30 protein-coding genes are annotated in these 24,339 nt (G+C 43.8%); 21 read left to right on the forward strand and 9 right to left on the reverse strand.

Annotation, left to right across the window (positions count from 1 at the left end):
* Positions 1-11: 11 nt before the first annotated feature.
* Positions 12-1,115 carry a YhcN/YlaJ family sporulation lipoprotein gene (locus NSQ29_RS01115; RefSeq protein WP_341124128.1) on the forward strand — a complete coding sequence of 368 codons (1,104 nt, stop codon included), beginning with the start codon at positions 12-14 and terminating at the stop codon, positions 1,113-1,115.
* Positions 1,116-1,204: 89 nt separating this feature from the next.
* On the opposite strand, the gene nagA is transcribed toward NSQ29_RS01115, so the two are convergent.
* The 8 genes from nagA to NSQ29_RS01155 form a co-directional block, all read right to left on the reverse strand.
* Complete coding sequence (gene nagA / locus NSQ29_RS01120) at positions 1,205-2,392, reverse strand: N-acetylglucosamine-6-phosphate deacetylase (protein WP_341124129.1); 1,188 nt, start codon at positions 2,390-2,392, stop codon at positions 1,205-1,207.
* Complete coding sequence (gene nagB, locus NSQ29_RS01125) at positions 2,380-3,108, reverse strand: glucosamine-6-phosphate deaminase (protein WP_042191461.1); 729 nt, start codon at positions 3,106-3,108, stop codon at positions 2,380-2,382. Before nagB ends, nagA begins: the two co-directional genes overlap by 13 nt.
* The gene (locus tag NSQ29_RS01130; protein WP_042191459.1) at positions 3,108-3,986 is read right to left on the reverse strand and encodes a MurR/RpiR family transcriptional regulator; all 879 of its coding nucleotides are present in this window, start codon (positions 3,984-3,986) and stop codon (positions 3,108-3,110) included. Before NSQ29_RS01130 ends, nagB begins: the two co-directional genes overlap by 1 nt.
* A 236-nt stretch (positions 3,987-4,222) precedes the next feature.
* Positions 4,223-5,200 carry a LacI family DNA-binding transcriptional regulator gene (locus tag NSQ29_RS01135; protein ID WP_341124130.1) on the reverse strand — a complete coding sequence of 326 codons (978 nt, stop codon included), beginning with the start codon at positions 5,198-5,200 and terminating at the stop codon, positions 4,223-4,225.
* 288 nt (positions 5,201-5,488) lie between these two features.
* Complete coding sequence (locus tag NSQ29_RS01140) at positions 5,489-7,291, reverse strand: FTR1 family iron permease (protein ID WP_341124131.1); 1,803 nt, start codon at positions 7,289-7,291, stop codon at positions 5,489-5,491.
* A gap of 58 nt (positions 7,292-7,349) precedes the next feature.
* Positions 7,350-8,681 (reverse strand): iron uptake transporter deferrochelatase/peroxidase subunit, encoded by a 1,332-nt coding sequence (efeB, locus tag NSQ29_RS01145; protein WP_341124132.1) that lies wholly within the window; start codon positions 8,679-8,681, stop codon positions 7,350-7,352.
* A 5-nt stretch (positions 8,682-8,686) separates the two neighbouring features.
* Positions 8,687-9,586: an iron uptake system protein EfeO gene (gene efeO / locus NSQ29_RS01150; protein ID WP_341124133.1), complete on the reverse strand. Its 900-nt coding sequence runs from the start codon at positions 9,584-9,586 to the stop codon at positions 8,687-8,689.
* Positions 9,587-10,201: 615 nt separating this feature from the next.
* A complete protein-coding gene (locus NSQ29_RS01155) occupies positions 10,202-10,369 on the reverse strand; it encodes a hypothetical protein (RefSeq protein WP_179085837.1) in 168 nt (55 codons plus the stop codon).
* Positions 10,370-10,744: 375 nt separating this feature from the next.
* Here NSQ29_RS01155 and NSQ29_RS01160 point away from each other — a divergent pair, with 375 nt between their 5' ends.
* The 5 genes from NSQ29_RS01160 to NSQ29_RS01180 all read left to right on the forward strand — a co-directional run bounded on the left by NSQ29_RS01160 (position 10,745) and on the right by NSQ29_RS01180 (position 14,565).
* On the forward strand, positions 10,745-11,878 hold the full coding sequence (locus NSQ29_RS01160; RefSeq protein ID WP_341124134.1) for a site-specific integrase: 1,134 nt from the start codon (positions 10,745-10,747) through the stop codon (positions 11,876-11,878).
* 263 nt (positions 11,879-12,141) lie between these two features.
* Entirely contained in the window at positions 12,142-12,366 is a 225-nt protein-coding gene (locus NSQ29_RS01165; RefSeq protein WP_341124135.1) for a hypothetical protein, read from the forward strand.
* A gap of 347 nt (positions 12,367-12,713) precedes the next feature.
* On the forward strand, positions 12,714-13,433 hold the full coding sequence (locus NSQ29_RS01170) for a hypothetical protein (protein WP_341124136.1): 720 nt from the start codon (positions 12,714-12,716) through the stop codon (positions 13,431-13,433).
* 155 nt (positions 13,434-13,588) lie between these two features.
* Positions 13,589-13,993, forward strand: a complete 405-nt coding sequence (locus NSQ29_RS01175) for a hypothetical protein (RefSeq protein WP_341124137.1) — start codon at positions 13,589-13,591, stop codon at positions 13,991-13,993.
* A 335-nt stretch (positions 13,994-14,328) separates the two neighbouring features.
* Positions 14,329-14,565, forward strand: coding sequence for a hypothetical protein (locus NSQ29_RS01180; RefSeq protein WP_341124138.1), 237 nt, complete (start codon positions 14,329-14,331; stop codon positions 14,563-14,565).
* Between the two features lie 50 nt (positions 14,566-14,615).
* Here the strand turns inward: NSQ29_RS01180 and NSQ29_RS01185 are convergent, their stop codons facing one another.
* The gene (locus NSQ29_RS01185) at positions 14,616-14,957 is read right to left on the reverse strand and encodes a hypothetical protein (RefSeq protein ID WP_341124139.1); all 342 of its coding nucleotides are present in this window, start codon (positions 14,955-14,957) and stop codon (positions 14,616-14,618) included.
* Between the two features lie 134 nt (positions 14,958-15,091).
* Here NSQ29_RS01185 and NSQ29_RS01190 point away from each other — a divergent pair, with 134 nt between their 5' ends.
* The 15 genes from NSQ29_RS01190 to NSQ29_RS01260 all read left to right on the forward strand — a co-directional run bounded on the left by NSQ29_RS01190 (position 15,092) and on the right by NSQ29_RS01260 (position 24,331).
* Positions 15,092-15,421 (forward strand): hypothetical protein, encoded by a 330-nt coding sequence (locus NSQ29_RS01190; RefSeq protein ID WP_341124140.1) that lies wholly within the window; start codon positions 15,092-15,094, stop codon positions 15,419-15,421.
* A 1-nt stretch (position 15,422) separates the two neighbouring features.
* On the forward strand, positions 15,423-15,782 hold the full coding sequence (locus tag NSQ29_RS01195; protein ID WP_341124141.1) for an HNH endonuclease: 360 nt from the start codon (positions 15,423-15,425) through the stop codon (positions 15,780-15,782).
* Positions 15,783-16,075: 293 nt separating this feature from the next.
* Positions 16,076-16,450, forward strand: a complete 375-nt coding sequence (locus NSQ29_RS01200; protein ID WP_234529987.1) for a P27 family phage terminase small subunit — start codon at positions 16,076-16,078, stop codon at positions 16,448-16,450.
* Positions 16,428-18,134 (forward strand): terminase large subunit, encoded by a 1,707-nt coding sequence (locus NSQ29_RS01205; RefSeq protein WP_445739150.1) that lies wholly within the window; start codon positions 16,428-16,430, stop codon positions 18,132-18,134. The genes NSQ29_RS01200 and NSQ29_RS01205 overlap by 23 nt, the downstream gene beginning before the upstream one ends.
* 9 nt (positions 18,135-18,143) lie before the next feature.
* The gene (locus NSQ29_RS01210) at positions 18,144-19,361 is read left to right on the forward strand and encodes a phage portal protein (protein WP_341124142.1); all 1,218 of its coding nucleotides are present in this window, start codon (positions 18,144-18,146) and stop codon (positions 19,359-19,361) included.
* The gene (locus NSQ29_RS01215; RefSeq protein WP_341124143.1) at positions 19,354-20,133 is read left to right on the forward strand and encodes a head maturation protease, ClpP-related; all 780 of its coding nucleotides are present in this window, start codon (positions 19,354-19,356) and stop codon (positions 20,131-20,133) included. The genes NSQ29_RS01210 and NSQ29_RS01215 overlap by 8 nt, the downstream gene beginning before the upstream one ends.
* On the forward strand, positions 20,126-21,265 hold the full coding sequence (locus tag NSQ29_RS01220) for a phage major capsid protein (protein WP_341124144.1): 1,140 nt from the start codon (positions 20,126-20,128) through the stop codon (positions 21,263-21,265). The genes NSQ29_RS01215 and NSQ29_RS01220 overlap by 8 nt, the downstream gene beginning before the upstream one ends.
* A 53-nt stretch (positions 21,266-21,318) precedes the next feature.
* The gene (locus NSQ29_RS01225) at positions 21,319-21,543 is read left to right on the forward strand and encodes a hypothetical protein (RefSeq protein ID WP_341124145.1); all 225 of its coding nucleotides are present in this window, start codon (positions 21,319-21,321) and stop codon (positions 21,541-21,543) included.
* A gap of 18 nt (positions 21,544-21,561) precedes the next feature.
* Entirely contained in the window at positions 21,562-21,828 is a 267-nt protein-coding gene (locus NSQ29_RS01230) for a head-tail connector protein (RefSeq protein WP_341124146.1), read from the forward strand.
* 6 nt (positions 21,829-21,834) lie between these two features.
* Positions 21,835-22,047: a hypothetical protein gene (locus NSQ29_RS01235; protein ID WP_341124147.1), complete on the forward strand. Its 213-nt coding sequence runs from the start codon at positions 21,835-21,837 to the stop codon at positions 22,045-22,047.
* On the forward strand, positions 22,044-22,373 hold the full coding sequence (locus NSQ29_RS01240; RefSeq protein ID WP_341124148.1) for a phage head closure protein: 330 nt from the start codon (positions 22,044-22,046) through the stop codon (positions 22,371-22,373). The genes NSQ29_RS01235 and NSQ29_RS01240 overlap by 4 nt, the downstream gene beginning before the upstream one ends.
* Positions 22,373-22,798, forward strand: a complete 426-nt coding sequence (locus tag NSQ29_RS01245) for an HK97-gp10 family putative phage morphogenesis protein (RefSeq protein ID WP_341124149.1) — start codon at positions 22,373-22,375, stop codon at positions 22,796-22,798. Before NSQ29_RS01240 ends, NSQ29_RS01245 begins: the two co-directional genes overlap by 1 nt.
* Positions 22,798-23,178, forward strand: a complete 381-nt coding sequence (gene gp17, locus NSQ29_RS01250) for a tail completion protein gp17 (protein ID WP_341124150.1) — start codon at positions 22,798-22,800, stop codon at positions 23,176-23,178. The genes NSQ29_RS01245 and gp17 overlap by 1 nt, the downstream gene beginning before the upstream one ends.
* 5 nt (positions 23,179-23,183) lie before the next feature.
* Positions 23,184-23,978: a hypothetical protein gene (locus NSQ29_RS01255; protein ID WP_341124151.1), complete on the forward strand. Its 795-nt coding sequence runs from the start codon at positions 23,184-23,186 to the stop codon at positions 23,976-23,978.
* 5 nt (positions 23,979-23,983) lie between these two features.
* Complete coding sequence (locus tag NSQ29_RS01260) at positions 23,984-24,331, forward strand: hypothetical protein (protein WP_341124152.1); 348 nt, start codon at positions 23,984-23,986, stop codon at positions 24,329-24,331.
* Positions 24,332-24,339: the final 8 nt, after the last annotated feature.

The following is a 24,339-nucleotide window of genomic DNA, read 5'->3' on the forward strand; positions in this document are numbered from 1 at the left end:
AGGATGAATTCATGTTGCGATCCAAGATCAGCATGTCAGTCTCAGCCGCATTACTTCTAGGCTTGGTGAGTATTACAGGGTGTGGGACGAACACGGCAGGAAAGACTAATGTGCAAACTAACAGTGTCCGGGGGGTAAATGACGGACGTATCGGTGTAAACTCCGTGCGCGGAGGAACAATGGGTACGCATAATATTACAAAAATGGAGGTCAGTCAGGAGCTTGCTGATCGTATTGCTGCTATGCCTGAAGTTCGCACTGCGAACGTAATGCTGGCAGGTAAAAATGCGTATGTCGCTGTAACGTTACATGATACAACTACTGGTCTTCGAGCCAAAGGTACTACATCTTATCGAGCCAAATCGTCTACAGTTCCTCACAATTATGGACCGACTGGAGTAATGTCGGGTACAGGAAGAGTGAAAATAGGACGCGATGGAATGAATGATACAGGGGCCGTAACGAATGGAACGAACGGAACCTTAAGAGGCACTGTGAATACAGTCCCTGGTACAACAAGCACTGGACCTGCAACACTTGGCATGGGTACTCACAGAAATGGAACAACCGGAATGGGAAGTCTGGGAACAGGTACTGGAACGACTGGGACAAGAACCCATACTTATAATAATGGACCTCTGCTGAATAGCAACGGTTCGAAACGTGATGTCAATATGGGGATGGGTATTGGTAACGGAATGGGCCTGGGAACCAGAAATGCAACTGGAACCGGGACAGGAATGACAGATGGTTTAGGGACTGGAATGGGTATTCGCAGTACCACTCCAAACTACACCAATAGTACGCATGGAACGAATTACAGAAGTAATTCGACTCACATGAACAGTACTCATTCGACTCACATGAACAATACAAATAACACTATGAATATGAAAGAAACAGATACAGTAACTAAAGAAATTAAAGCGAAAATCGCTGCTGAAGTTAAAAAACATGATGCAACGATTAAGGATGTATATGTATCAGCAAACCCAGACTTTGTTGAGCGTGTTAACGTTTATGCAGAAGAGGCCCGTGCGGGTCATCCAATCAAGGGTTTTGTGGATGAATTCCGAACGATGGTTGAACGAATTTTCCCAACACGTAATTATTAATCAATAGTTCGATTTTATAAACCAAAAAAAAGCAACAGTCCTCACCTTTGTGGCGAGAATTGTTGCTTTTTTATTATATAACCACCTTATTAAATGGTAATTGGGCGACCGCCAATCCATACGCCTCGCAAATTCAATTCAGCGTCAAGACGCAGGATATCACCACGTTTTCCGGCTTCCAAGGTACCGATGGAACGCTCCATTCCAATGGATATCGCCGGAGTAAGGCTTGCAGCACGGGAGGCTTCTTCTAAGGTGAGCCCTACTTCTTGTACGAGATAACGGAAGCCACGAATCATGGTAAGTGTACTACCCGCCAAAGCGGCAGGGTTATCTTTAAGTGTGGCGATGCCATCTTGAACCAGCACAGGTAAATCACCGATTGTATATTCGCCATCACTAAGACCAGTTGCAGACATGGCATCTGTAATTAATAACAAATTGTTATCTTTTTTTAGATTAGCCACTAGAGAAATCGCTGCAGGATGAACATGTATGCCATCGGCGATGATCTCCGCACGTATGCGTTTATCGAACATTACAGCACCAGCAGTTCCAGGCTTGCGGTGATGTAATGGTGTCATTGCATTAAACATATGCACGGCTTGATTTAATCCGGCATCTGCCGCGGCAATAACCTCTTCAAAGGAAGCATCGGTGTGACCGAGAGCAGCGGTAATACCATGCTTACGTAGCCAGAGGATAGCTTCTAGTGCACCTTCACGTTCCGGAGCCAATGTGACTTGCCGGATCATGCCCGGATAATCATTCTCCCATTGTTCCAGCCACTCAATATTGGCAAGAACAATATGCTCAGGGTTTTGTGCACCGGACCATTTTGGGCTGATGAACGGTCCTTCCAAATGCATGCCCGCGATTTGTGTGTATGGCATCTCAGTGGCGCGATATGCGTTTATTTCGGTAAATACTTGGTCAATGGCTGGCTTAGAGGCAGTCATTGTCGTAGCCAGCATGGTAGTTGTGCCTTGGGAACTGTGAAATTTAGTGATGGTATTTAAAGATTCAGCATCACTATACATAAAGTCGTGGCCAGCTCCACCATGTACATGCACATCTACAAATCCAGGGATGAGCAGGTCTTCTGATTCTTGACCATCAGCTGGCCAATGCGCGTAAGCCTCTGGAAGCCATGCTGCCTCGCCGGCATAATGAATTTGCTCACCTGATACGGCAATCACGCCATGCTCAATTAATCCTTGGGGAGTCAGAACCTTACCAAACAGTAATTTTCCTGGTTCTTTATTTATTTCAGCCATTTTCCTGCTCCTTCATCTACAAGGACGATTACATTCGGATGGCTCTGCAGTAAAGATGCAGGGCATTGGGTAGTAATCGGACCTTCAACGGCATTCCGGATGGCTTCAGCTTTGCCAGCACCGCGTACTAACAATAGAATCTGGCGAGCTTTGAGAATGCCTCCGATGCCCATGGTTATTGCTTGCCGCGGTACATCGTCCAAAGAGTCGAAGAATCTGGCATTTGCTTCCCGTGTGTCTTCAAGCAAATCAACGACATGGGTTTTGCTGCTCAGATTGGTATCTGGTTCATTGAACCCGATATGACCGTTGCTTCCAATCCCGAGGATCTGCAAGTCAACCGGTCCGTTCTCTTCCAGCATTTTGTCATATGCGAGACACTCCGCTTCCATATCTGCTGCATTGCCATTAGGGATATGTGTCTGTCCTGGGTCAATATCAATATGATTGAATAATTGCTCATTCATAAAACTGCGATAGCTCTGCGGGTGATCAACAGGCAATCCGATATACTCATCAAGATTGAAGGAAGTAGCTTTCGAGAAGCTTACAAGTCCTTTTTGGTGCATTTCAACCAATTTGGCATAAACACCAACTGGGGAACTTCCGGTCGCTAGACCGAGCACCGCTTTTGGATTGCTTTGAAGCAGGCTGGCGATAAGATTCGCACCCGTTTGTACAAAATCTTCATCACTATTGAACTTAAGAATATTCATTAAGATTGACCTCCTCGTTTGTTTCGGTAATGTTGGACATTCAAATAAGATTGCTCCAGTCTAGGAATAAAATCCCCAAAACGGGTGCTGACCATTCCAGTAAACAAAATATCAATGATGTGTAGCTGGGCAATACGTGAAGCCATATCTCCTCGGCGCATTCCTTTTTCCAGAGAAGAGGAGAAGAGAGGAATATCAGCCAGAGTTGCCAAGGTGCTGCTGCCGTAAGAGGTTAGAGCGATTGTGCTTGCTCCGCTGGCTTTGGCACAAGTTAAAGCATCAATGGTCTCTGGGGTTTCTCCGGAATACGATACTGCGAATACGACATCGCCTTCAGATAGCGAAGAAGCAGATGTAATCTGCATATGGGAATCAGCGAAAGCGGTGCAATTCACGCCAATGCGGATCAGCTTCTGATAGAAATCTTGTGCGACAATGGAGGAAGTCGCCATCCCGTAAAGATCCACTCGCCGTGCTTGGCACAATAAATTAACGGCTGCTTGTAATCGTTCCAGATCTAGGAGTGAAGTAGTATCCCGAATGGATGTCAGGTGGTTCGTTTGCATCGCTTCCACAATTACGGAAAGCGGGTTACCTGCAACGATATCCTGATAAGAAGAACCGCCATCTTGAGGCGCTGCATCGCTATGAGCAATTTCAGCCGCCAGCTTTACTTTGAAATCTGGGAAGCCTTTAAAATGTAGAACCTTACAAAAACGTGTGATAGTAGCAGGACTAATACCGCATTGCTCCGCGAGTTCTGTGATGCCCATATGAACGATTTCACCTGGTGATGACAGGATCCGTTCCGCCAGCTTGCGCTCCATTTGAGATAGCTTGGACTTTTCATGCTCAAGTGCATATAAAATTGGGGACATCAATCCACCTCGACTTCTAATGTAGCTTTTTAAAATTATTTTTAAAATTACTTCTTGAAATAAGAAAATTATTTTCATACTCAGAATAAAACAAAATCTATCCGGATGCAAGGGGTAAAAATGAATACAATAAGGATAATATGCGAGAATTATTAGTCTCTCTTCTATTTAAATAAAAACGGCCCACTCACAGAAGACAGCGAGGTGGACCGTTTTTGAACAATACCTGAAACGTGCTATACCGTAGAACGTTCAATAATACGATACTCAAGCTTACGGTGTACAGGATGACTATCATTATTTTGGATCTGATCATAGATGATCCGAAAAGCTGTAACGCCCATTTCGGGTAACTGGTTATCTATAGTGGTTAGACCTAAAAGTCGTCCGATCGGCTGGTCGTCAAATCCGATGACGGCCAGATCCTCAGGAATACGGATACCGTTCTTCCACGCTTCGATGATTAGACCGGCTGCCACATGATCGCCTGAAATAATTAGGGCATTAGGCCGGTTCTTCATTTTCAGCAGTTGGTGCAGTACACGTCCACCGTCCTCTTCATTCATACAGTCATACATCATCCATTCTTCATGAAAAGGCTGACCTGTAGCGGCTAGAAAGTCACTAAATGCAATTTGCCGGATGGAACTACTGCTGCCATGCTGTCTGCCTTCACAGTATCCGATCTGTCGGTACCCCTTGTCACTCAAGTACTGGAGGCCGGAACGAAAAGCGGAGTAATGCTCAATATATACGGAAGAGAAGCGGCATTCACCTCTATCTTGGCAGATGACTATCGGGCCATATGCAGTATATTCTTCAATGACATCTGAGCTCATTCTCGTAGATACAATTACCACGCCGTCAATTTCTTTGTTGCGCAGCATCTCCAGAACCTTGAGCTCTTCTTCATGACGATAATCGGTCTGGCACAGAATCAAGCGGTATTGCGCTAGCAGCGCTTCTTGAGCCAAGCCTTCAATAATTACAGAGAAATAAAAAAGGTTGATATTAGGAATAATAACGGCAATAGCATGGGTACGGCCGGTAATTAGATGCACGGCATTCATATTACGCGTGTAGTTTAATTTTTCAATTGTATTTAAGACAGCGGTTCGTTTGGCTTCACTTACATAAGGATGATTATTGAGTACTCGCGAGACCGTTGTCACGGAAACACCAGCCATACGGGCGATTTCTTTTATATTAGCCATTCGAGAACAACAGCCTCCCTTTGGTGTTTGTGTGTAGTGTCTAGTCTTTTTATTCTATCATATCGTCCGTAAATTACTTTGCAAATAAAAAGCTTGCTATGGAATCCATTTCATAAATTAGACTGTAGTTGCAAGGGATTACCGGACTAAACCGGCGTAACCTAACGGGCGTGACGGACCGGTCATCTAGTTTCATTTCTAATGTAATGGTCCTAGGATCGGCTTCATTTAAAATCTACAAAAAACGGTTGTCATCGTTAAAAGATGACAACCGTTTTTTCTTTGTAGTTATACAGTTTGTGACGCTTTTGGTGCTCTATTGCGCAGCATTTCCCACACAATAAATGCAAGGACAAGCAGCTGAGGCACTAAAGTTTCCCAAGTTGGATACATCCCGAGCCAGCTAATAGAAGGTAACCCATCCTGTACATGTGCAGGTAGTTTCCCTGCGACTTGAAGGGAGTGAATGCTCTCTCCAAGAAAGCGGAATACTAAATAGTAAATAAGAAGTGTAGCTGTACGGAAGAAGGCGGCAATCGGCAATTTCGCACTTAAGGCAATAATTGCGTAACCCACAATCCCTAGAATCACTAGAGCACTACCGATCCCTAGCAGCAATTGAGAAACTTTAATGGAAGGGGCCATCCCTACATAAAAAATGGTGGTTTCTGCTCCTTCACGTAAAATCGCAAGCGCTGCTACGGAGGACAATGACCAGAGATTGCCCTTGGCTAATGCTCCATCCACTTGCCGTCCAACATAGTTGTTCCAATTTGCGGTGTTTGATTTACTATGCAGCCAGCGTCCAATGGTAAGCATCATAATGACGGCTACAAGACCTGTGATGCCTTCAATCATCTCGCGTGCTCCACCAGATGCCGCGCGGGAAATGGTATAGGTGAGTACAACGGCTAATCCGATACTCGCTACAAGTCCTACAGCTGCACCAGACCAAATCCATTTCTGTGCTTTTGCGTTGCCATCACGTTTCAGGTAGGCAAGAAGGGCAGACAATACGAGGATCGCCTCCAGTCCTTCACGCAGAAGAATTAGCGCAGCATCCCAAGCATTATAGGTTGTCTCACCAGCCAAAGGAGTCAGCTCAGTGACCATATTATCCAGGATCTTTAAGGCTTGATCTAGCTTAGGTGGATTAGAGAGCAAATAGCCAGTGACTGCTGCACTTTCGTTCTCAATATTGGTATAGACCGCTGGAGATGCGATCTGTACTTGTCCTTCAGCAGAGGGCCAATCTACGATGAATTGCTCCATGATGTTAGCTGCTTCTGCGCTGTTGCCTGCTTTGGCGTTGGAAGTAGCTTTGTTGAGATGGCTGATCAGTCCTTCAATAGATGCTGGTTTACCGGAAGTATCCCCAGCATCTATTGCTTTGCCTTCACTGTAATCAGCAAGCAGCTGATATAAGGCTTCTGCTTCTGATTTCGCCGACTCCTCGCGGAGCGGTTCTGCCTGCAGCGCGATGCGCAACAGGCTGATCTTCGTCTCCAGCAAGCTGTAGACGGCGGAATTGTCGGCCCGGATGTTGCGCTCTGCCGGCTTCCATCCGCTGACGATGTCACGGTACGCTGCCGCTGCCGCGCTCCAGTCGGCGCTGCGCACCGCATCCCGCGTGCGCTCCGCCGCGGGCAACAGCTTCGCCGCCGTCTCCTGGCCGGCGGCTCCAGTGTCACCGCCGTCCGTGCCGGAGGCGGCGGTGACATACGCGTCCACGCTTCTTGCGAGCGTGGACAGTGCCGTTTTGGCGGGCGCACCATCGCCCGCCGCAAGGGCCGCCGCCGCGTCTGCAAGCGCGGCGTCAACGGCGGCAGCCGGACCGGCAAGTGCCGGGTCCGGCGTGTTCGCGTTCGCGGTGCGCCACAGCGCAGCGAACGCTTCTACATCGGCGGCGGCCGCGTCCCAGCGGCTCTGGCCGGCTTCGACGAGCGCGCTGCCGACAGGCGGCAGCAGCTCGTCGACCGAGCCATCACCCTCCGCCCTCGCCGCCGGGTTAGATAGCATCAGTATACACATGATGCTAAACAGAATCAGTACGGCTGCCTTCGATAGCAGCCGTTTATTAAGAGAGTACATCGGGATAATCCCCTTTCAATAATGGACAGGAACATTCGATTGGAAACTTAGGGCTGGCTTAGCCTAAAAGGGCTTCCCCGATGTAGCCGCCTTGGCGAATACCTGGGAAGCAGGCAAATACCGCACTGCCTGTATGCGTCATATATTCGTTTAGCCGGTCACTTTTCGAGAGGCGCTGCTGGATCGCAACAAATTGCTTCATTAAATCCCGTTGAAAGCTGATGAATAATAATCCTGCATCGAGTTGACCTGTTGCGATATCTAATCCGCTGGAAATGGAGTAGGAACGGCGCAGCATTTTGACTGTGCCGTCACCATGCGCTAAGGCAGAGTGTGAATCCGGCGGGATGACGGGCTTCCCGGAAGCATCAGCCGCTTTAAGATTCAGATCATCGAATTCATCCTTTGCACCGATAGGCGCTCCATTATGACGATAACGGCCGAAGGTGGCTTCTTGATCGCTTAGAGAGGAACGGTCCCAGACCTCAATTCGAAAACGTACACGGCGAACTGCCATATAAGTGCCGCCGCTCATCCATGAAGGACCGTCACTGCTGCTGTTCCAGACCACTTCGTTCATTTCTGCTTCATTCGTAGTATCAGGATTACCCGTACCATCTTTGAAACCCAGAAGATTACGAGGCGTCGTTCCCTTAGGATCGGCTGCACCTGTGCGCTGGAAGCCTTCTTGTGTCCAGCGGAGTACGGCTGTGCCACGGGCGATACGTGCCAGATTTCGGATGGCATGGAAGGCCACCTGCAGATCATCAGCACATGCTTGGACACAAATATCTCCACCACACCACTTAGGATCCAGGTTGTCTCCCGTAAATGCTGGAAGGTCGGCTAATAGGGTTGGACGCTTGGAAGATAAACCGAATCTGTTGTCAAAAAAAGAAGGGCCGACACCAAAGGTAAGTGTACAGCGTGAAGGGTTTAAACCATCCACTTCACCTGTATCGGAGGGTGGGAGATTAGGGTTGTCATTGACGTCGCCAATGAGGCTGCCAGTAGTAAGAGAAGCTGCGGCAGTTGTCCATGCTTGCATTAGCTTTTTTACATCGGATAGCTTCGTTGTGGTCAGATCAAAGGCTGCGAAGTAAATAAAATTTTGCGCAGGGGTTAGAATGCCGGCCTGATGACTCCCGTAAAAAGGAATGGAATCAGCATCGGAGGCTACTGTTGGCTCAGCTACGGCATTGCGAGCAGCCATAATTCCACCAACACCTCCACCACCTAATAATAGACCAAGGCTAGTGGCGCCAGTAAGCCGCAGCATATCGCGGCGGCTCAGTTTTTTATCTAATATAAGATTGCTCTTGGATTCTTCATTGAGAGGAGTACCCTCTGCATTCGCTGGTAAACCGGTAGATCTATTTTGCTTATTCATGATGATCACACTCCTAGAATAGTTCCCATGTTGGACAATGGCTCAGCCAAGGCATCCAAATTCTGACTCAACTTACGCACATCTTCTTCCTTCAGCTCTTCATAGGAAACATATCCATCTCCAGATTTGAAAGGAGCAAGCTCAGCTTGCAAGGCTGCAAAACGTTCACCAATCGTTTTTTCCAGCTCAGCATCTTTTTTCGCCAGTTCTGGCTTTAACAGCTCGTATATCTTTTGGGCACCTTCAACATTAGCGACGAAATCGTACAGATCTGTGTGGGAGTAACGTTCTTCCTCACCTGTTACTTTAGAAGAAGAAACCTCATTAAGCAGTTCTACAGCACCAGTAACAAGCAGATTGGCATCGATCTCTACGGTCTCTACTTTTGCACGTAGAAGCTGGGCATCTTTCAATAGTTGATCAGCAACTTCGGTCATATCTTTGGTTGTGTTATCCTGCCAGAGTGCCTTTTCAAGCTTATGGAAGCCGCGCCATTCAGCAGCATCTACGTCATTCTCACGGGCATCAATATTCGGATCCAAATCACCAAGTGCTTCTGCAATCGGCTCAATTCGCTCGTAATACATGCGGGCTGGTGCATAAAGTGCCTTTGCATCCTCAATCTTTGCTTCTTTAACTGCGTTCGTGAAATTTTCTGTTTGCTTTACAAATTCATCACATTGCTTGATGACATATGTACGATATTGTTCAACCGCTGATGTAAAGTCGGCAGTAGTTGCTGTAGTAGTATCAGATGTATTTGTTGCCTTGGTACTGTTAGCAGCAGCATTTGCGGAGTTATTATTGCTAGTGTTGCTATTTCTGTTATTGTTGTTACTGGCACACCCGGTAAATAGTATGGAGGCTGCAAGTAGACCTGCAGGCACGGCATATGTGAATTTCATTGAATGAAGCACCCCTTTTTTTATATGTGAATGATAATCGTTATCATTTATGCTGGACTTATCATAAGTCCGTATACATTTACTGTCAATATAAAATTGTGATGTATTTCATAGTTATATTTTGTAAGACAAAAAAACTCCCGGGACTGGGAGTTGAGTTTGTAGAAATATATCTAATTACATCCGGGTATTAGCAAGTTAACACTTCGTTTGATTTGATCATTTTTTGCGCGAATGCAGCAGATATCGGACACAGCTGCCCTTAAACGCAGCTTTTTTCGAGATTTGAATCGCTATCGGACCTCATAGTCGCTATTGTCCAAAAAAATACCAAATATTGATCTCTTTCTTATAAATAGCTGCATAGGGGTCCGAAACTCTGCTCAAAAGGCGAAAAATATACTAATAACGTCATCTGGGTCCGTAACCCTCTGAAGGAGATGATGAATACACTGTTGAAGCGAGCAGTCAACGACCAACAACACAAAACAGCGATTCTCCAATAATGGATGAATCGCTGCTATGTGCTGCATACAGTTTTTATAATTAACCGGGCTGTCTCATTTATAGGAAAAAACTACTTATTCGACAGCCCCATTCTGTGTCGTCTTTAGTTTATTGTTCATTATGGGATTCATGTTCCGTAGTGGGATGATTTTTGAATACTTCTGCGGCTTCCTCAGCAGAAAATTCCGGTTCGAATTTACCGACTAGTGGCAATTTGTTTAATTTCGTAGTTTGTACCTCTGCCTTAGTAGGTTGATTATTTTTCGAGTTGCTCATACTTACACCTCCTTTTAATAAGAAACAACAAGTTGTAGTTTGCCCTGTAAGGAGATGATTCTATCCAAGAGGATTTCAAGTTTTGCGGGTGAATGTCCTCACTAAAGCGGTGTAATAAGCTTCGGATGGTTAAGCCCATTTTGTAGTTATGACAGCACCATTAACTTCATCAATACATAATATGTTTTGACTGTATCCCTTTACCTTGTTATACCAAACAAACCCAGGGCAAGGAGGGGTGACACCATTGAAGGGTGTACTACCTAACATGAAAAACGTTGATACATAAGGGTTTTCAGAGATTATTATTTGCTTTTTTTGTGATTTGGTGCTAATTTGGTGTTAATGATGTTTTTAAATGATCGGAGGCTACCCATGGGAGTATATAAAGATAAGAACGTTAAAAAGAATCCTTGGTATTATTCGTTCTATACGGGAACTATAACGAATGGCAAACGAGATCGGGAGAAGCAACGTGGATTTAAGACAAAAAAGGAAGCTGAGGCAGCTGAGGTTGAGCATAAGTCTAGGCTAAAGAATGGAACTTACTTTAATCCGCAAAAGACTCCGTTCGGAGAGTTCATTTCAGAATGGTGTAAAAATAAAAGAAAGATATCTGAAGAAACAAGGGAGATGTATGAGAATAATATAAGGCTCTACATTAAACCTTCTCTTGGTGACATTCCCTTATCTAAATTGAATGCACAGCATATAGAGGATTTCATAACATTCATGATAGAAGAAAAAGGGCTTGGTGAGTGGTCAGTTAAGCGAACGTTCTCTAATGTTAATACATGTCTGAATGATGCTGTTAAGAAAAAGCTTATTGAGTATAACCCTTGTAGTGTTGTTGATAAGCCTAAGGTGAATAAAAGAATACGCCCAATTTGGACTCCTGAATTTGCTTTTGACTTTCTAGAGAAGACCAAAGGGACGAGCCGATACTGGATTGCAACATATCTTGCCATAATGACTGGTATGCGACCTGGGGAGGTATTAGGCTTACGCTGGTCTGATATTGATTTTAAAAATAAGACTCTATCCATAAAGCAGACAGTAACCAAACGTCGCCGCATCAAAGAGGGAGCAAAAACTAATTCAAGTATTAGATCAATCGCATTATCAACTGAAACGATTGAAGCATTAAAAGAGCACCGATCACTAATTTTACAGGAACGCTTATCACTTGGTTCCGAGTATCAAATGAACGATCTGGTAGTTTGTACGTCTTTTGGTGGTCCAGCAACAATGAGGAGTATTCAACGTATGTGGGAACGTCAATTGAAGAAATACGAAGCACCTCATATTGCTTTTTACGATCTCCGGCATACTCATGTTGCATTCTTGATCCAGCTTAAGACACACATCAAAGTCATATCCGAAAGATTGGGTCATACCTCAGTATCGTTTACATTGGACACATATGGGCATTTGATGCCAAACATGCAGTCAGATGCAGCGGAGAGTCTAGATCAACTCCAAAGAGATGTTTTAACCACCATAAAGTAGCAGCAGAGAGTAAAGAATAATAGAAGGAAAAACAAAGGATTAGGAATGAGCATTAGGTTTTAGACGTGTTATATTAGTAGCATAGGAAATCAAGAAAGAGCAGCACCCGACACAAACCAGTACCTGATTGACGGCGGTAGGTAGCCAAGAGCGTAAAGCCTACAAAGAGTCGCAAGGGTATCATTTGCGGGATAGCTGTTCTTTTTGTTTCCTATAGTATATGTAGTATCATTGATTTAAAAATGATATGGGAGGTTGGAGAGATGGACCTCGAAATAATAAATAAGGCACAGGACCTCTTTGGTGAGAGTTACAGTATTATAGAGGATCGAGCTAATGAGTACGCAATTGCGACCGAGAACAGAATGGTGGATGTACTCAATGTATTGATAACCATTGCACAACGCAGAGGACCTGAGTTAGTGATAGGCGAAAGCAATGTGCGAGCTTTGATAAGTGAAGAAGCATTGCACCAACTTATTAAATAAATTAAATCTAATAAGTCGCCAACAGGCGGCTTTTTTAGTTCTCTTAGTTCAGTTAATTAGAGTATATATGTGGGGTTAGTGTAACGGTGGAAAGTGACGGTTCGAATCCACTCCTCTTCTATTGTTATTGAGCAATTACTCAGCGTGTATTGTTTCTATCATTCACGAATAGATAAGAAGCCGCTCCTTTTGGAGGTACAGAGCAAAGCTATGTTTCATGCAAACATAGTCATCTATACTGATGATGGATAATCATAAAATAATTGATGTTTTCTGTAATTATTTGTATGGGAAATTTGGTTTTTTCTGATAGAATTGAGCGTACTTTGATATAAAGGGGTTATGCAATGTTGCAGCAGGTACTGAAGCGTTTTAAACGGTTAGCAAAAGAAAAGCCTTTGTTTTTCCCTCTTCTTATTTTTGCATCTTTGTTTTTTAGTTTCTACTTTATTTTTGATGTAAGGGCAAATATATGGATATCACTTATATTATATTTTCTAAGTTTATCAATTCTTTATTTTGACGATTTAGCTACTGAGAAAATACGTGGAATAATTGTTGTTCTTACGGTGCCTTCGGTTATTATATTTACTTTTATAGCTGGAAGTGTTGCGTTTTTAATTCAGGGAGATTTCGAACCTTTGCAGTTGTTTTTTAACAAATTTTTGTTGGTGTTCTGTCTTGAAGAGGTAGTTTTTTTCTTAGTGATCCATTTGAATGTGATAAACCATAGTATAAAAAAGAAATGGAAAGTAGCCCAATTAAAAAATAAGATTAGTAGAGAAGATGATAAGAAAAAAATTGAAGAGCATCTAAATAAAATTAAAACAGCTTCAGCATACGTAGCACCGATATTCACAATTCCGGGTATTATTTATAAAGCTCTTGAAATAATTCTTCCAAGCTTATTCACAAAAGATCAAAGTGCTACGAATATTCATTTTGTCGATCCTTTGCTATTGGTATTATATATTTTTACTTTTTCCTTACTCGTTATGACTGTATATCGCGCAGTAATTGATCATCTTCTCTTCAATTTAAAATACAGTGATAAATATAAAATTTAAAATAAGTTGGTAGCATACGACTTTGTGTTATAACGACAGAATCAAGCGGGTTGATAGGTAAGTTAGAGTTTTGGAAACAGCAACTATTTGACGATTTGAGTTGAATAGAAGGGTTTATCTTCCATGTGACGAATTATGGTTGTGGGAGGTGGAGTATGAGTCAAGAACTCGATTCTAAACAAAAAGTGTTGCTAGCGTTCTATACTGAGTATCAAAAGGATATACCGCACATTAACAAAATAACCTATGAATTATTAGAGATGGAAAAGTCGGTCTTCCACATTGCAATTATCAAATTGCAAAATGAGGGACTGATTCATGGGGCAGGCATTACGAAGGGGTCGAGAATTGAACTTGATCGGGCAGAATATAGAAACGCTCTTCCGACGAGTGAGGGTCTGGAATACGTTGAAACAAAACTCGACATTGGCCCTGATCTATCCAATAGCGAAAAAGTGAAACTTACGATAGAAAAAACAGCGTCATGGGGATTGACTCAGTTTAAAGACGTTCTTACAAAAATTGCTGCAGAGGCGATCAAAACGACTTTTTCACCATGATAAGCAGGCTGTCCATTCCGGCTTTTTCTATGTCTTCACCATGAGTATTTATACAAATCATACATACATTATGAATACTCTTGGTGGAGAATAGTCCACCACTAGACAAATACATCCTTGGTGGAGAGTTCTCCACCACCGTGGGGTATGATTCTCCACCATTAGTGGGGGAGAGTTCTCCCCCTAAGATAACTAAAAGAAACATTAAAGAAAGTAATATATAAAGATATATAAGAGACACATATTCTTATGGATATACAACCTCATAAAAACATGTATAAAGGCTGCTCATAAAAGAGTGGCCTTTTTGTATTTCAATGAAAGGAGATGAGGAGATGAATAAGCGCACGAACATTCTATTACAGCTAGTGTTTATAGCAGCCATAACATTAACCATATGGAATGGAGCAGAAGGAGCAAAGTTTAATCAACGGTATGAGAGGTCTATCCAACGTCATGAGCAAAGCACGAAAGAGTATACCGAGTATCTGAAGAATATGAAGAATCAACTTCAGGAACTCAAATTAGCCCATAGTCTAAACCCCAAAAGCTCAGAGGTGAGAGCGAACTAGGTATATGGGAAATTGAAAAGCCCACCTGATTAAGGCGGGCTTAAAAATTACTATATAAATCTTGAATTTCTAATTAGTAGTGAGAACCCAACGCTCATTGGATCTATCAAATCAATATCGTCAATTACATCAACTTGGTGATCATACTGTTTCAATGCATTGAGGGCATATTCATTGAGCAGATAGTAATGAGAATGCTCTCCATGTCTGTCATTAAAACTCTTGGCGTTTATATGGGATCCTGTAATACTGAATAGTTCAATCGGCACTTCTTGGGTCCATGACTTCAAGCCGTTCATAATGTCTTTCTGTTCAGTAAAGACAACATCGCTTAGTTTGGAATGAACATCTTTAGAATATGTCTTTGTGCCTATAACATGATATTTGGTCAAATATAACAGCTCCTTTATTCTTATATATTTGACATGAAATCACAAATTCCTTTCTGAATTTTTGATAAATGAGAACTGATTAGAATTACTTTTATTTTTAAGGCACCCCAATAAAAAATGGAAGGATGATCCACGTGAGCGCAGTACAGTCTATTAAGTCTATGCCAGCCATTTGTAACGAAGGTTGTAATAAACAGTTCGAGGTGAACGACTTCCAGACAGCAAGGCTACCAGGAGCCATAGAGAGGACGTACTTCGCATGTCCACATTGCAAGCATGAGTACGTTGCTTTCTATACAGATCTGGAAGTAAGGGAGCTACAGGCAAAGATCAGGCGTGTACAGGCTAAGCTTCAGAACCCAAGTGTTGATCAGGCTGCAACATTGAAGCAAGTCAAAGATATTCAAGCCCAGATTAAGGCAGGAATGGACAGGGTGAAGGCAAAGGTTGAGGGTGGGGGATAAGGTGTCTAGCTCCAGGCGTGACCAGAACCGTTACTATGATCGCTACAAGCGAGACAAAGGATCAAAGGCATTCTATAGGTCTACAGCATGGGAGCTTGCCAGAGAGCAGGCGCTTATCAGGGACAACTATCTATGTCAGCACTGCATAAAGCGTAAGCGACTTACTCCTGCTGATATGGTCCATCACATTAAACCACTGAGTGAGCACCCTGATCTTGCCTTAGTACTAGAGAATCTATTAAGCCTCTGTAACAGCTGCCACAACAAAGAGCATGGTCTTGCAGGGGAGAAGGTAGAGACACCAGTAACGAACCGAAGGGCGAGGTTCATAGTTTCAAAAGGAAATAGTGAGATTTTCTAATGCTGATAGATTGTAAGAGATATATAAGTCATCACAGCTAATAGAGATGGTATTACAGGAGTATTCCGGTAAAACTCTAACAAGTGTTCGTGTGATTGTTATAACGTCTCTGTGAGCCTCTGAGGAGGTGTGACAATGTATGGATAATTAGATGTGAAAATGAATGGGGCGAAAAAATGGGGCAAATAAGACCAGCCCCCCCTGCCTTCAAAGTTAAAACGAGAGGCACAGGGGACCGCGCCCCCAGTTTCGTTTTCGGCGTATGACCATTTCATATATGAGGGGGGGGTGTCATGGAACACAAACCAAAACGGGAGATCAAGGATAGAGCAGCTAAGAAATTATTTGATATCGTGATTCGAGAATTAGAGATTGATGATAATCTCTCCGATCGTACCATCATGATTACAGATAACTTGGCCTTACTAGAACAGTTAAAACAGCAGCATTTGGCGGACATAAAGGCTCGTGGTGTGGTCGAGCTTTTTATCAATGGATCACAGCAAATGTACAGACAGAACAAGTCTGTGGACTCGGTAATCAAAATTATTGAACACCAGCGGAAGCTGCAAGCCGAGTTGAAATTGACCCCCGCCTCAGACAGAAAGGTCTCCGGTGTAGTTGATCCGGAAGGTGGCGATAAAGGTGACGAATTTACTGGCTATTGAAGCTTCTAAACTTCAAACCACACAATATGCAACTGCGGTCACAGCGCACCTTATTATTACGTCGAAAAAGGTTTATCAAGCTTGTAAACGTCATTTAAATGATCTGAAAAGGCAAGGAACACGTGAATTTCCGTTTGTTTTTGATGAGGAAAAGGGATATCGCCCAGTAGGATATATCGAAAAGTTCTGTAAGCCCTCGATGGGTGACTTTGATCGACTGGAGCTGCAACCGTGGCAACATTTCATAATCGGCTCACTCTATGGGTGGGTGCATAAAGATACTGGGCTTCGTCGCTTCCGCGAGGGGCTTATTTTTATGGGCAGAAAAAACGGTAAAACGGCAATGGTGTCTGGTCTATCTCTCTATGGTGCCTCGAAGGATGGAGAGAACGGTGCTCGGGTCTATCAGTTGGCAAACTCCAAAGAACAAGCTAGAGATATGTTCGATGAGTGTAAGGCTATGATCAAGGCGTCCCCGTTACTCAGAAAACACTTTGACGAGACGTTACATGAGATTCGATTTCGGAAAACAATGTCCAAGATTCTACCGTTAGCAACTGATAGCAAAAAGCTCGATGGTAAGAACTGCAGCATGGGTGCTTTTGATGAGATCCATGAGTACAAAACGTACAAGCTAATCAACGTCATAAAGAACTCTACGGGTGCTCGTACACAACCGATGATCTTGTACATTACAACAGCCGGTTATCAGTTGGATGGCCCGTTGATGGATTACTATGACAAGGCTGCAGATGTTCTAGAGGGCGTAATTTCTGCTGAGCACGCCTTTTACTTTATGGCAGAGCTTGATCCAGAGGATGACATTGAAAACCCCGATAACTGGGGCAAGGCGAACCCTAATTTGGGTGTGACCATCAAACTTGAGGACATGCTTAAAGAGTGGGATGACCGTAAACATATCCCAGCCGAGCGCAATGACTTTATTACCAAACGATTAAATATTTTCGTCAGGTCTGACGCAGAATCATTCCTCTCGTTTGAGGTTCTGAAGCGTAACAATAAGAATTTGGACGAGAAGCAATTCGAAGGTAAAGGATGTATCGGAGCATTCGACCTATCTGACAGCGAGGACTTCACCAGCGCCTGTCTAGAGTTCCCGATCGCAGAAACGGGTGAAGTGTTTACCATCTCTCATTCATGGATTCCAGCTGAAAAAGTGAAGCAAGCTAATGAGGATTTACCTTACAAAGAATACGAAGAAATGGATCTTTTAACGATTATTCCGGGCGAATACGTAAAAAAAGAGTACATCTTCGACTGGTTTGTGGAACAATCTGAGAAATATGGTATTGAAAAGATCATGTATGACCCAGCAAAAGCGTTTGGGCTTGTTGAGTCTTTGAAAGCCTACGGATTTGTATGCGAAGTCGTGCGGCAAGGGCATCTTACGTTGGGGCCGGCTATGGATGATTTGAAGGAATTGTTTATTGACGGAAAAGTCATTTACAACAATAACCGATTATTCAGATGGTATATCAACAACGTCAAACTGGTTGAGGATAGAAACCGAAATAAAATACCTACTAAACAAGGTCGCTACCGTAAAATTGACGGGTTTGCGGCCTTTTTGAATGCCCATGTAGAGGTAATGAAACAGCTTGCTGTAGCTCCACCAACTGGTGAAGTATCCTTTGTTTCAATCAGTGATCTGTTAAGGGGGTGATGATAAAAAATGAACTTAGGGCAACGAATGAAGCTGGCTTGGAACGTGGTTAGAAACAAGGCACCGACTGGGACTGAAAACTTTTCAAATTGGTTCCGCAATGGCTTATCAATCTTCCGTGGGAAAGCTGGGGGAGAGCTTGCCGACAACGAAACAATTTTTTCGGGAGTATCACGGTTATCTAATTCTTTAGCGGTGCTACCTATCAAACTATATCAAGAGTTTGACCCGGTTTATTCTGATTTGAACGACTTGGTGGCGAATGCTCCAAACAGAAACATGACATCGTTTGGTTTTATTCGGCTTCTGGAGACACATCGAAATGTGTATGGTAACGGCTATGCTCTTAAGATGTATGACCGATTCTACAACGTCGAGTCACTAGTTGTTCTTGATCCGACAAGTGTTGATCCTGTTGTTGAACAAGACACTAATGAACTGTGGTACATGGTCAGAGGTGACAAAGGAACGTACTACGTCCATAACATGGACATGGTGCATGTAAGTCATATTCAGACCACACAAAACGGGTACAAAGGCATAAGCCCGATAGACGTTCTGAGAAACACAATTGATTTTGATGGGGCAGTCAGGAAGTTCACTCTTGACCAACTTGATACATCAATTAAAGCGTCATTCATCCTGAAATTGGCTGCTCATGTCGGGGAAGAAAAGAAAAAAGAGATTTGGGCGAATTTCGCAAAGTTCTATCAAGAGAATGGTGGCGTGATCATCCAGGAACCTGGAGTGGAAATCAAGGAGATTAACAGAAATTTTATCGACTCCAAGGTATTCGAAGTCGAGAAGATCACCCGTTCTCGGGTCGCCACTGTTCTTAACATGCCAGTGACTATGCTCGGTGAAACTGATGGTGCTAGTTACAGTAGCATGGAGCAAATGAGTCTTGAATTTGTTACTTACACGTTACTGCCTATTGTCCGTCAATATGAGCAAGAATTTAATAGAAAGCTGCTTACAGCGCAGCAGCGTCAACAGGGACTGTACTTCAAGTTCACTGTCGGCGCTCTTTTGCGTGGAGATATGACGACCAGAGGAGAGTTCTACTTCAAGATGATCCGGTCAGGCGTGTTTAAGCCAAACGAGGCACGTGCTTGGGAAGAGCTGCCACCAGAAGATGGTGGAGACAAGCTTTATATTAGCGGCGATCTTTATCCAATAGATACGCCAGTTGAGCAAAGAAAGGGGGTGAGTACAAAGAATGAGTAAAGCACAACAAAATAAGACCCCAAGTAAGTTTTGGGAGATGAAAATGTCTGCGAACGATCCAAGTTCAGCGGACATTTTTGTATACGGAGAAATCACGAAGTATGCATGGGAAGAATATGGGGAGGTTTCTGCCACAACGTTCAAAAATGAACTGGATGAGTTGGGGGAAGAAGTTGAGAAGATTCATCTATACATCAATAGCCCCGGAGGTTCTGTATTTGAAGGAGTGGCCATCCACAACATGCTGATGCGTCATAAAGCCCGAGTAATCGTCCATGTGGATGCATTAGCTGCATCAATTGCCTCAGTTATAGCAATGGCTGGTGACGAAATTCGAATGCCTAAAAATAGCATGATGATGATCCATAATCCTTGGACATTTGCCATGGGTAACGCTGCGGAGTTGCGTAAGGCGGCTGATGATTTGGACCGTATTGGACAATCCGCGATTCAGAGTTATTTACAAAAAGCAGGAGACAAGCTTGACGAAGCCACTCTAAAGAGTTTGCTTGATGCTGAAACTTGGCTGTCTGCTGACGAGGCATACGCACACGGATTGTGTGATGTTGTTGAAGAATCCAATGAGATGGCTGCGTCAATTAGTGAAGAGCTATTCGCTAAGTATCGCAACGTCCCTGCTGCTATGTCACTTGAACCAAGAGATCCGAAGAACAAGAGTTACACCGAAGCTGAACGCAACGAAATTGCAAAAAACGCAAGTCTAGAATTACAAAATTTGCAATCATACCTGGGAGGTATTATTAATGGCTAAAACACTGTTTGATATTAAAAATGATTTGGTGACAATTGGCGCTGCACTGGCAGCTGCAAAACAAGAAAAGTTAGTTAAGGCTTCAGAGCCAGAAGCAAAGATGGATGACATTAAGGCATTGGAAACAAAAGAGACAGGATTACAAGCTCGGTTTGATATCTTGCAAAAAGAACACGATTCGATGGAAGCTCAGCAAAGAGCGTCACTACAAACGAAAGAGCCGACGTTCAACGTCGATCCTAAAAATCAAATTCAATCAGCAAAAGCCGCATTAATTAGAGCTACTGTTAAGGGGCATGATGTTTCTCCTGATGTAAAAGCTGCTCTAGGAGATAAAAACAGTACGGGCGGAGAAAAGATTCTTCCTTCGACCATGACAACCGAATTGCTTCATGAGCCGTTTGTGAAAAATCCATTGCGGGAGATTTCTACGTTCACGAGCGTTAGAAATCTTGAAATTCCAAAGATCGAATTCCAATTGGATGATGATGATTTCATTGATGATACAGAATTGGCTAAAGAGTTGAAATCTACCGGAGATGTTGTTAGTTTCAGCCGCCATAAATTTAAAGTGTTTGCTCCAGTATCGGAAACTATCCTCGCGGCAACGGATACCAACTTGGTACAGACAGTCGATGGGGCTTTGCAGTCTGGTTTAGCAGCTAAAGAGAAGAAGGTCGCTTATGCGAAAACTCCGAAACCGGGAGAAGAACATATGAGTTTCTACCAGAAAAACGGAGCGGTCTCTGTCATTAAAGAAGTTGAAGGCACTACGTTATTCAAAGCCATCAAATCAGCAATTGCTGATCTTCCAGAAGACTTCCGTGAGAATGCCAAAATCACCATGCGGTATGCAGATTACATGGATATCATTGAAGATTTAGCAAATGGTAATGCAACATTGTATCAGGCTCAGCCAGAACAAGTATTGGGTAAACCAGTTGAATTCTGTGATCTTGCTGAAAATCCAGTAGTCGGCGATTACCGGTATTCTCACTTTAACTATGATCCTGAGATCATTTATGACCGTGATAAAAACGTCCGTACTGGTATCTGGGATTTCGTTTTGACCGCATGGATTGACCACCAGATCAAACTGAAGTCCGCATTCCGCATTGCAAAAAAGTCTTAACTCCTTCACCAGCAACATTCAAGCCAACAGGCCAAGAGGGTGAACATGAAGGTGTGAATCATACCGAGTTCGAACTGTTGGATGGTGATGGAGTAAGGATTTCCCTCAAAGCTGGGGCGGCCACTTACATCAAGAAGAATGGAGTGAATTTAACTCCGGATGACCAAGAGACGTTGTGGTTCAGTGACGATAATGTAGCTGGACAGTACAATTTCGAAGTAAAAACAGCCGCTGGAACGGTGTACACTGCCGTTCTGGATTGGGTGCCGACCGTATAGGGCGGAAAGGAGCCCGTTATGCTTGAGCTACAGCTTGATGAATTGAAGGAATATTTACGAATAGATGGGAGCGAGGAAGATACAACCCTCGCTCTTTTTATTTCCGCAGCTATAGAGTACCTGACTGAAGCAGGAGTTCCAGAGGACAAGCATGGAACAGCCAGATATAAGTTGGCAGTGATGCTCTACTGCGCTATTAACTACGAGCACAGAGACCCTGCTGAGAAGATTGAGAAATTCAATTTCTCGCTGGAAAGCTTGATTTTACAACTGAAAACGGGGTGATATGGCATGGAATATCCCGTATTGAAGAAGTTCAGGGATAAGGGTTCAGGTGATATTTACGAGGTTGGGACGAAGTACAAAGCGGAAACTGAAAGGGCTGCTGATTTACAGAAGCGTGGATTTATCGGTACGAACGATGATGAAAAATCCGCTAAGCGTACTACCCGTAACGCCTCGCGATCCACTGAGAAGAATGACAAGGGAAATGATGAAGCATGACTGTTCTAGTCAATCGACTTGATAAGCGAGTGGCCATCTTTCGTCCTCCTGGTGTAGATGATTTAGATGATTGGGGGCAACCAACAGACGATTGGATTGAAGTGGCAAAGTTATGGGCGGGTATAGAACCCCTTAGAGGGCAAGATCGAGCTGCAGCTGCACAGGTCACCGCCGATGTTACTACACGTATCCGAGTAAGGTACCGTGAAGGGATTGATCGGACAATGGTTGTTCACTACAAGGGCGTTGAGTTTGAGATCCTCTACATCATCCATCCATCGTTCAACATGCAAGAACTACAACTCATGTGTAAGGAGCGTCAATAATGGCACGCCGGAACACAAGGTCAAATATACGGGTGGATGGCGCGGATGAAGTGATAAGACAGCTCAAGCGAGCTAATGCTGAGATCACAAAAGAGATTCGGGACCTTATATCGAAAGCAGCTGAGATAGTATTTCGAGAGGCTGATTCAAGAGTTCCAATCGGTGAGACTAGCAAAACTCGCTTCTCGCTGCAGATGAATATAGGGATATCGAAAAAAGGTAACTATTACGCAAATGTATCTGTAGGGGCACGCAATGGAGACATCTCCGCGTCTGCCCCTTTTTACGTTACCTTTTACGAGTATGGAAGCAGTCACCAGCCTCCACGTCCGTTTATGCGACCTGCAATGGATAAGAGCAGGGCAAAGGTCCGCAAGCTGCTCATAGAGGGCGTCAAGGCTGTGGTTGAGAGAGTAGGTGCTTAATGGCAATAGAAACAAAATTGAGAGATTACTTGCTGTCCATTAAAGAGATTCAGTCAGCTGTCGGTAATAGAATCTACCCCGGCTGGCTACCTGAGAAACCAACTTATCCAGCTATTGCATATCTGGCGATATCGGGAGTTGCTCACCATAACATTCCTGTTGCCTACCCTCGATTTCAGTTTTCTGTGTTCTCAACTAAATATGGTGAGGCAAAGGAACTGGCAGAGGAGATCCGTAGTGCCCTCCAACGTTACAAAGGGAACATGGGCGAGGTTAGGGTGTTGCAAGGTGTATGGGAAGGCAGCAGGGACATGTACGAGAGTGACACAAAACTCTATCACATAGCAACAGACTTCAAAATCATATACAGGGAGGAATAACTAATATGGCTAGAAATATGACGACAGTCCAAGCAGGGAATACTATCCGGTTTGGCTCTGCAAAATTCGAGGTTGGGCCTGACATTAACAGTCTTATTGACCTCGGAGCGATGAACAGTATCGTTTTTGAGGAAACATGGGATGAAATGACTGTAACTAGTGATAATGCTGGGGTAATCAAAACAGGAATGAGCAATCACGTCGCTGGCATTGAGGGGGATCTGATGGAAATCAATCTTGCTACTCTGGCTACAATCCGTGGCGGTATCGATAAGATTGAGGACATTGCTGGTACACCGAAAACTATAACCAATGAAGCGGTGACCCTATCTGGACAAACGCAGAAGCGTCTCTTGAATAAGAATGGAGCTGGGACAGTTGTCACGGCGGTTACAGTAAAGAAGGGTGCAACCACATTGGTGGCTGGAACAGACTATATCTTAGCCGTAGATAGCGCGGGCTTTACTGTCATTGCTAGGGTTGAGGGTGGCGGTATTACCTCTGGGGATGCCGTGACAGTTAACTATACCTATACTCCTCTATCAGCAAAACGATTTCTTTCTGGAGGGATTGGTACCTTCAAGCCAAGGGTGGCGCGAATCACGAACTATGATGACGCAGGGAAAAGATTTCAAATTACCATTTACAAAGCGACACCAGAAAGTGGTTTGAATATCACATTCCCGGAAGCAGATGCTGAGGATCCTGCGATGACAACAATCCGCATGAACGGTACCTTAGATGCGAACCGCGCTGTTGGCGAACAACTTTTCGAAATCTACGATGAACAGGGAGTGTAATGATAATGTCAAAACAACCAGCAATTCTTGATTTGGATAAAGTTGTTCCTGCTGAACGCATCGTTATTCTGAGCGGGAAAAAGATTGATGTATCTCGTATTCCTTCCCGAGTAACGCTGGATATCGCAAAAGATCAAGACAAACTAAAGAATGGCGGGGACGATAGCTTTTCTGCCGTTCTCAAACAAATCATTTGCATCTGTAAGCCATCTTTCCCCGAAATTACAGAGGAATGGATTGCTGACAATACAGATTTTGAGCAATTAATGCAATTGATCGAATTCGTCTTAGCTCCACTGAAGGAGAGAGCAGGCGCTGAACCAGGAAAAAACGAGGGGAGCCCCAGCCTATAGAGCTGGGG

This window comes from Paenibacillus sp. FSL F4-0236, assembly GCF_038000135.1.
GTDB lineage: Bacteria > Bacillota > Bacilli > Paenibacillales > Paenibacillaceae > Paenibacillus_AQ.

Coding starts and splice junctions, on each gene's coding strand:
- NSQ29_RS01115 (WP_341124128.1), top strand. CDS start 12: ATGTTGCGATCCAAGATCAGCATGTCAGTCTCAGCCGCATTACTTCTA.
- nagA (WP_341124129.1), bottom strand. CDS start 2,392: ATGGCTGAAATAAATAAAGAACCAGGAAAATTACTGTTTGGTAAGGTT.
- nagB (WP_042191461.1), bottom strand. CDS start 3,108: ATGAATATTCTTAAGTTCAATAGTGATGAAGATTTTGTACAAACGGGT.
- NSQ29_RS01130 (WP_042191459.1), bottom strand. CDS start 3,986: ATGTCCCCAATTTTATATGCACTTGAGCATGAAAAGTCCAAGCTATCT.
- NSQ29_RS01135 (WP_341124130.1), bottom strand. CDS start 5,200: ATGGCTAATATAAAAGAAATCGCCCGTATGGCTGGTGTTTCCGTGACA.
- NSQ29_RS01140 (WP_341124131.1), bottom strand. CDS start 7,291: ATGTACTCTCTTAATAAACGGCTGCTATCGAAGGCAGCCGTACTGATT.
- efeB (WP_341124132.1), bottom strand. CDS start 8,681: ATGAATAAGCAAAATAGATCTACCGGTTTACCAGCGAATGCAGAGGGT.
- efeO (WP_341124133.1), bottom strand. CDS start 9,586: ATGAAATTCACATATGCCGTGCCTGCAGGTCTACTTGCAGCCTCCATA.
- NSQ29_RS01155 (WP_179085837.1), bottom strand. CDS start 10,369: ATGAGCAACTCGAAAAATAATCAACCTACTAAGGCAGAGGTACAAACT.
- NSQ29_RS01160 (WP_341124134.1), top strand. CDS start 10,745: ATGGGAGTATATAAAGATAAGAACGTTAAAAAGAATCCTTGGTATTAT.
- NSQ29_RS01165 (WP_341124135.1), top strand. CDS start 12,142: ATGGACCTCGAAATAATAAATAAGGCACAGGACCTCTTTGGTGAGAGT.
- NSQ29_RS01170 (WP_341124136.1), top strand. CDS start 12,714: ATGTTGCAGCAGGTACTGAAGCGTTTTAAACGGTTAGCAAAAGAAAAG.
- NSQ29_RS01175 (WP_341124137.1), top strand. CDS start 13,589: ATGAGTCAAGAACTCGATTCTAAACAAAAAGTGTTGCTAGCGTTCTAT.
- NSQ29_RS01180 (WP_341124138.1), top strand. CDS start 14,329: ATGAATAAGCGCACGAACATTCTATTACAGCTAGTGTTTATAGCAGCC.
- NSQ29_RS01200 (WP_234529987.1), top strand. CDS start 16,076: ATGGAACACAAACCAAAACGGGAGATCAAGGATAGAGCAGCTAAGAAA.
- NSQ29_RS01210 (WP_341124142.1), top strand. CDS start 18,144: ATGAACTTAGGGCAACGAATGAAGCTGGCTTGGAACGTGGTTAGAAAC.
- NSQ29_RS01215 (WP_341124143.1), top strand. CDS start 19,354: ATGAGTAAAGCACAACAAAATAAGACCCCAAGTAAGTTTTGGGAGATG.
- NSQ29_RS01220 (WP_341124144.1), top strand. CDS start 20,126: ATGGCTAAAACACTGTTTGATATTAAAAATGATTTGGTGACAATTGGC.
- NSQ29_RS01230 (WP_341124146.1), top strand. CDS start 21,562: ATGCTTGAGCTACAGCTTGATGAATTGAAGGAATATTTACGAATAGAT.
- NSQ29_RS01235 (WP_341124147.1), top strand. CDS start 21,835: ATGGAATATCCCGTATTGAAGAAGTTCAGGGATAAGGGTTCAGGTGAT.
- NSQ29_RS01240 (WP_341124148.1), top strand. CDS start 22,044: ATGACTGTTCTAGTCAATCGACTTGATAAGCGAGTGGCCATCTTTCGT.
- NSQ29_RS01245 (WP_341124149.1), top strand. CDS start 22,373: ATGGCACGCCGGAACACAAGGTCAAATATACGGGTGGATGGCGCGGAT.
- gp17 (WP_341124150.1), top strand. CDS start 22,798: ATGGCAATAGAAACAAAATTGAGAGATTACTTGCTGTCCATTAAAGAG.
- NSQ29_RS01255 (WP_341124151.1), top strand. CDS start 23,184: ATGGCTAGAAATATGACGACAGTCCAAGCAGGGAATACTATCCGGTTT.
- NSQ29_RS01260 (WP_341124152.1), top strand. CDS start 23,984: ATGTCAAAACAACCAGCAATTCTTGATTTGGATAAAGTTGTTCCTGCT.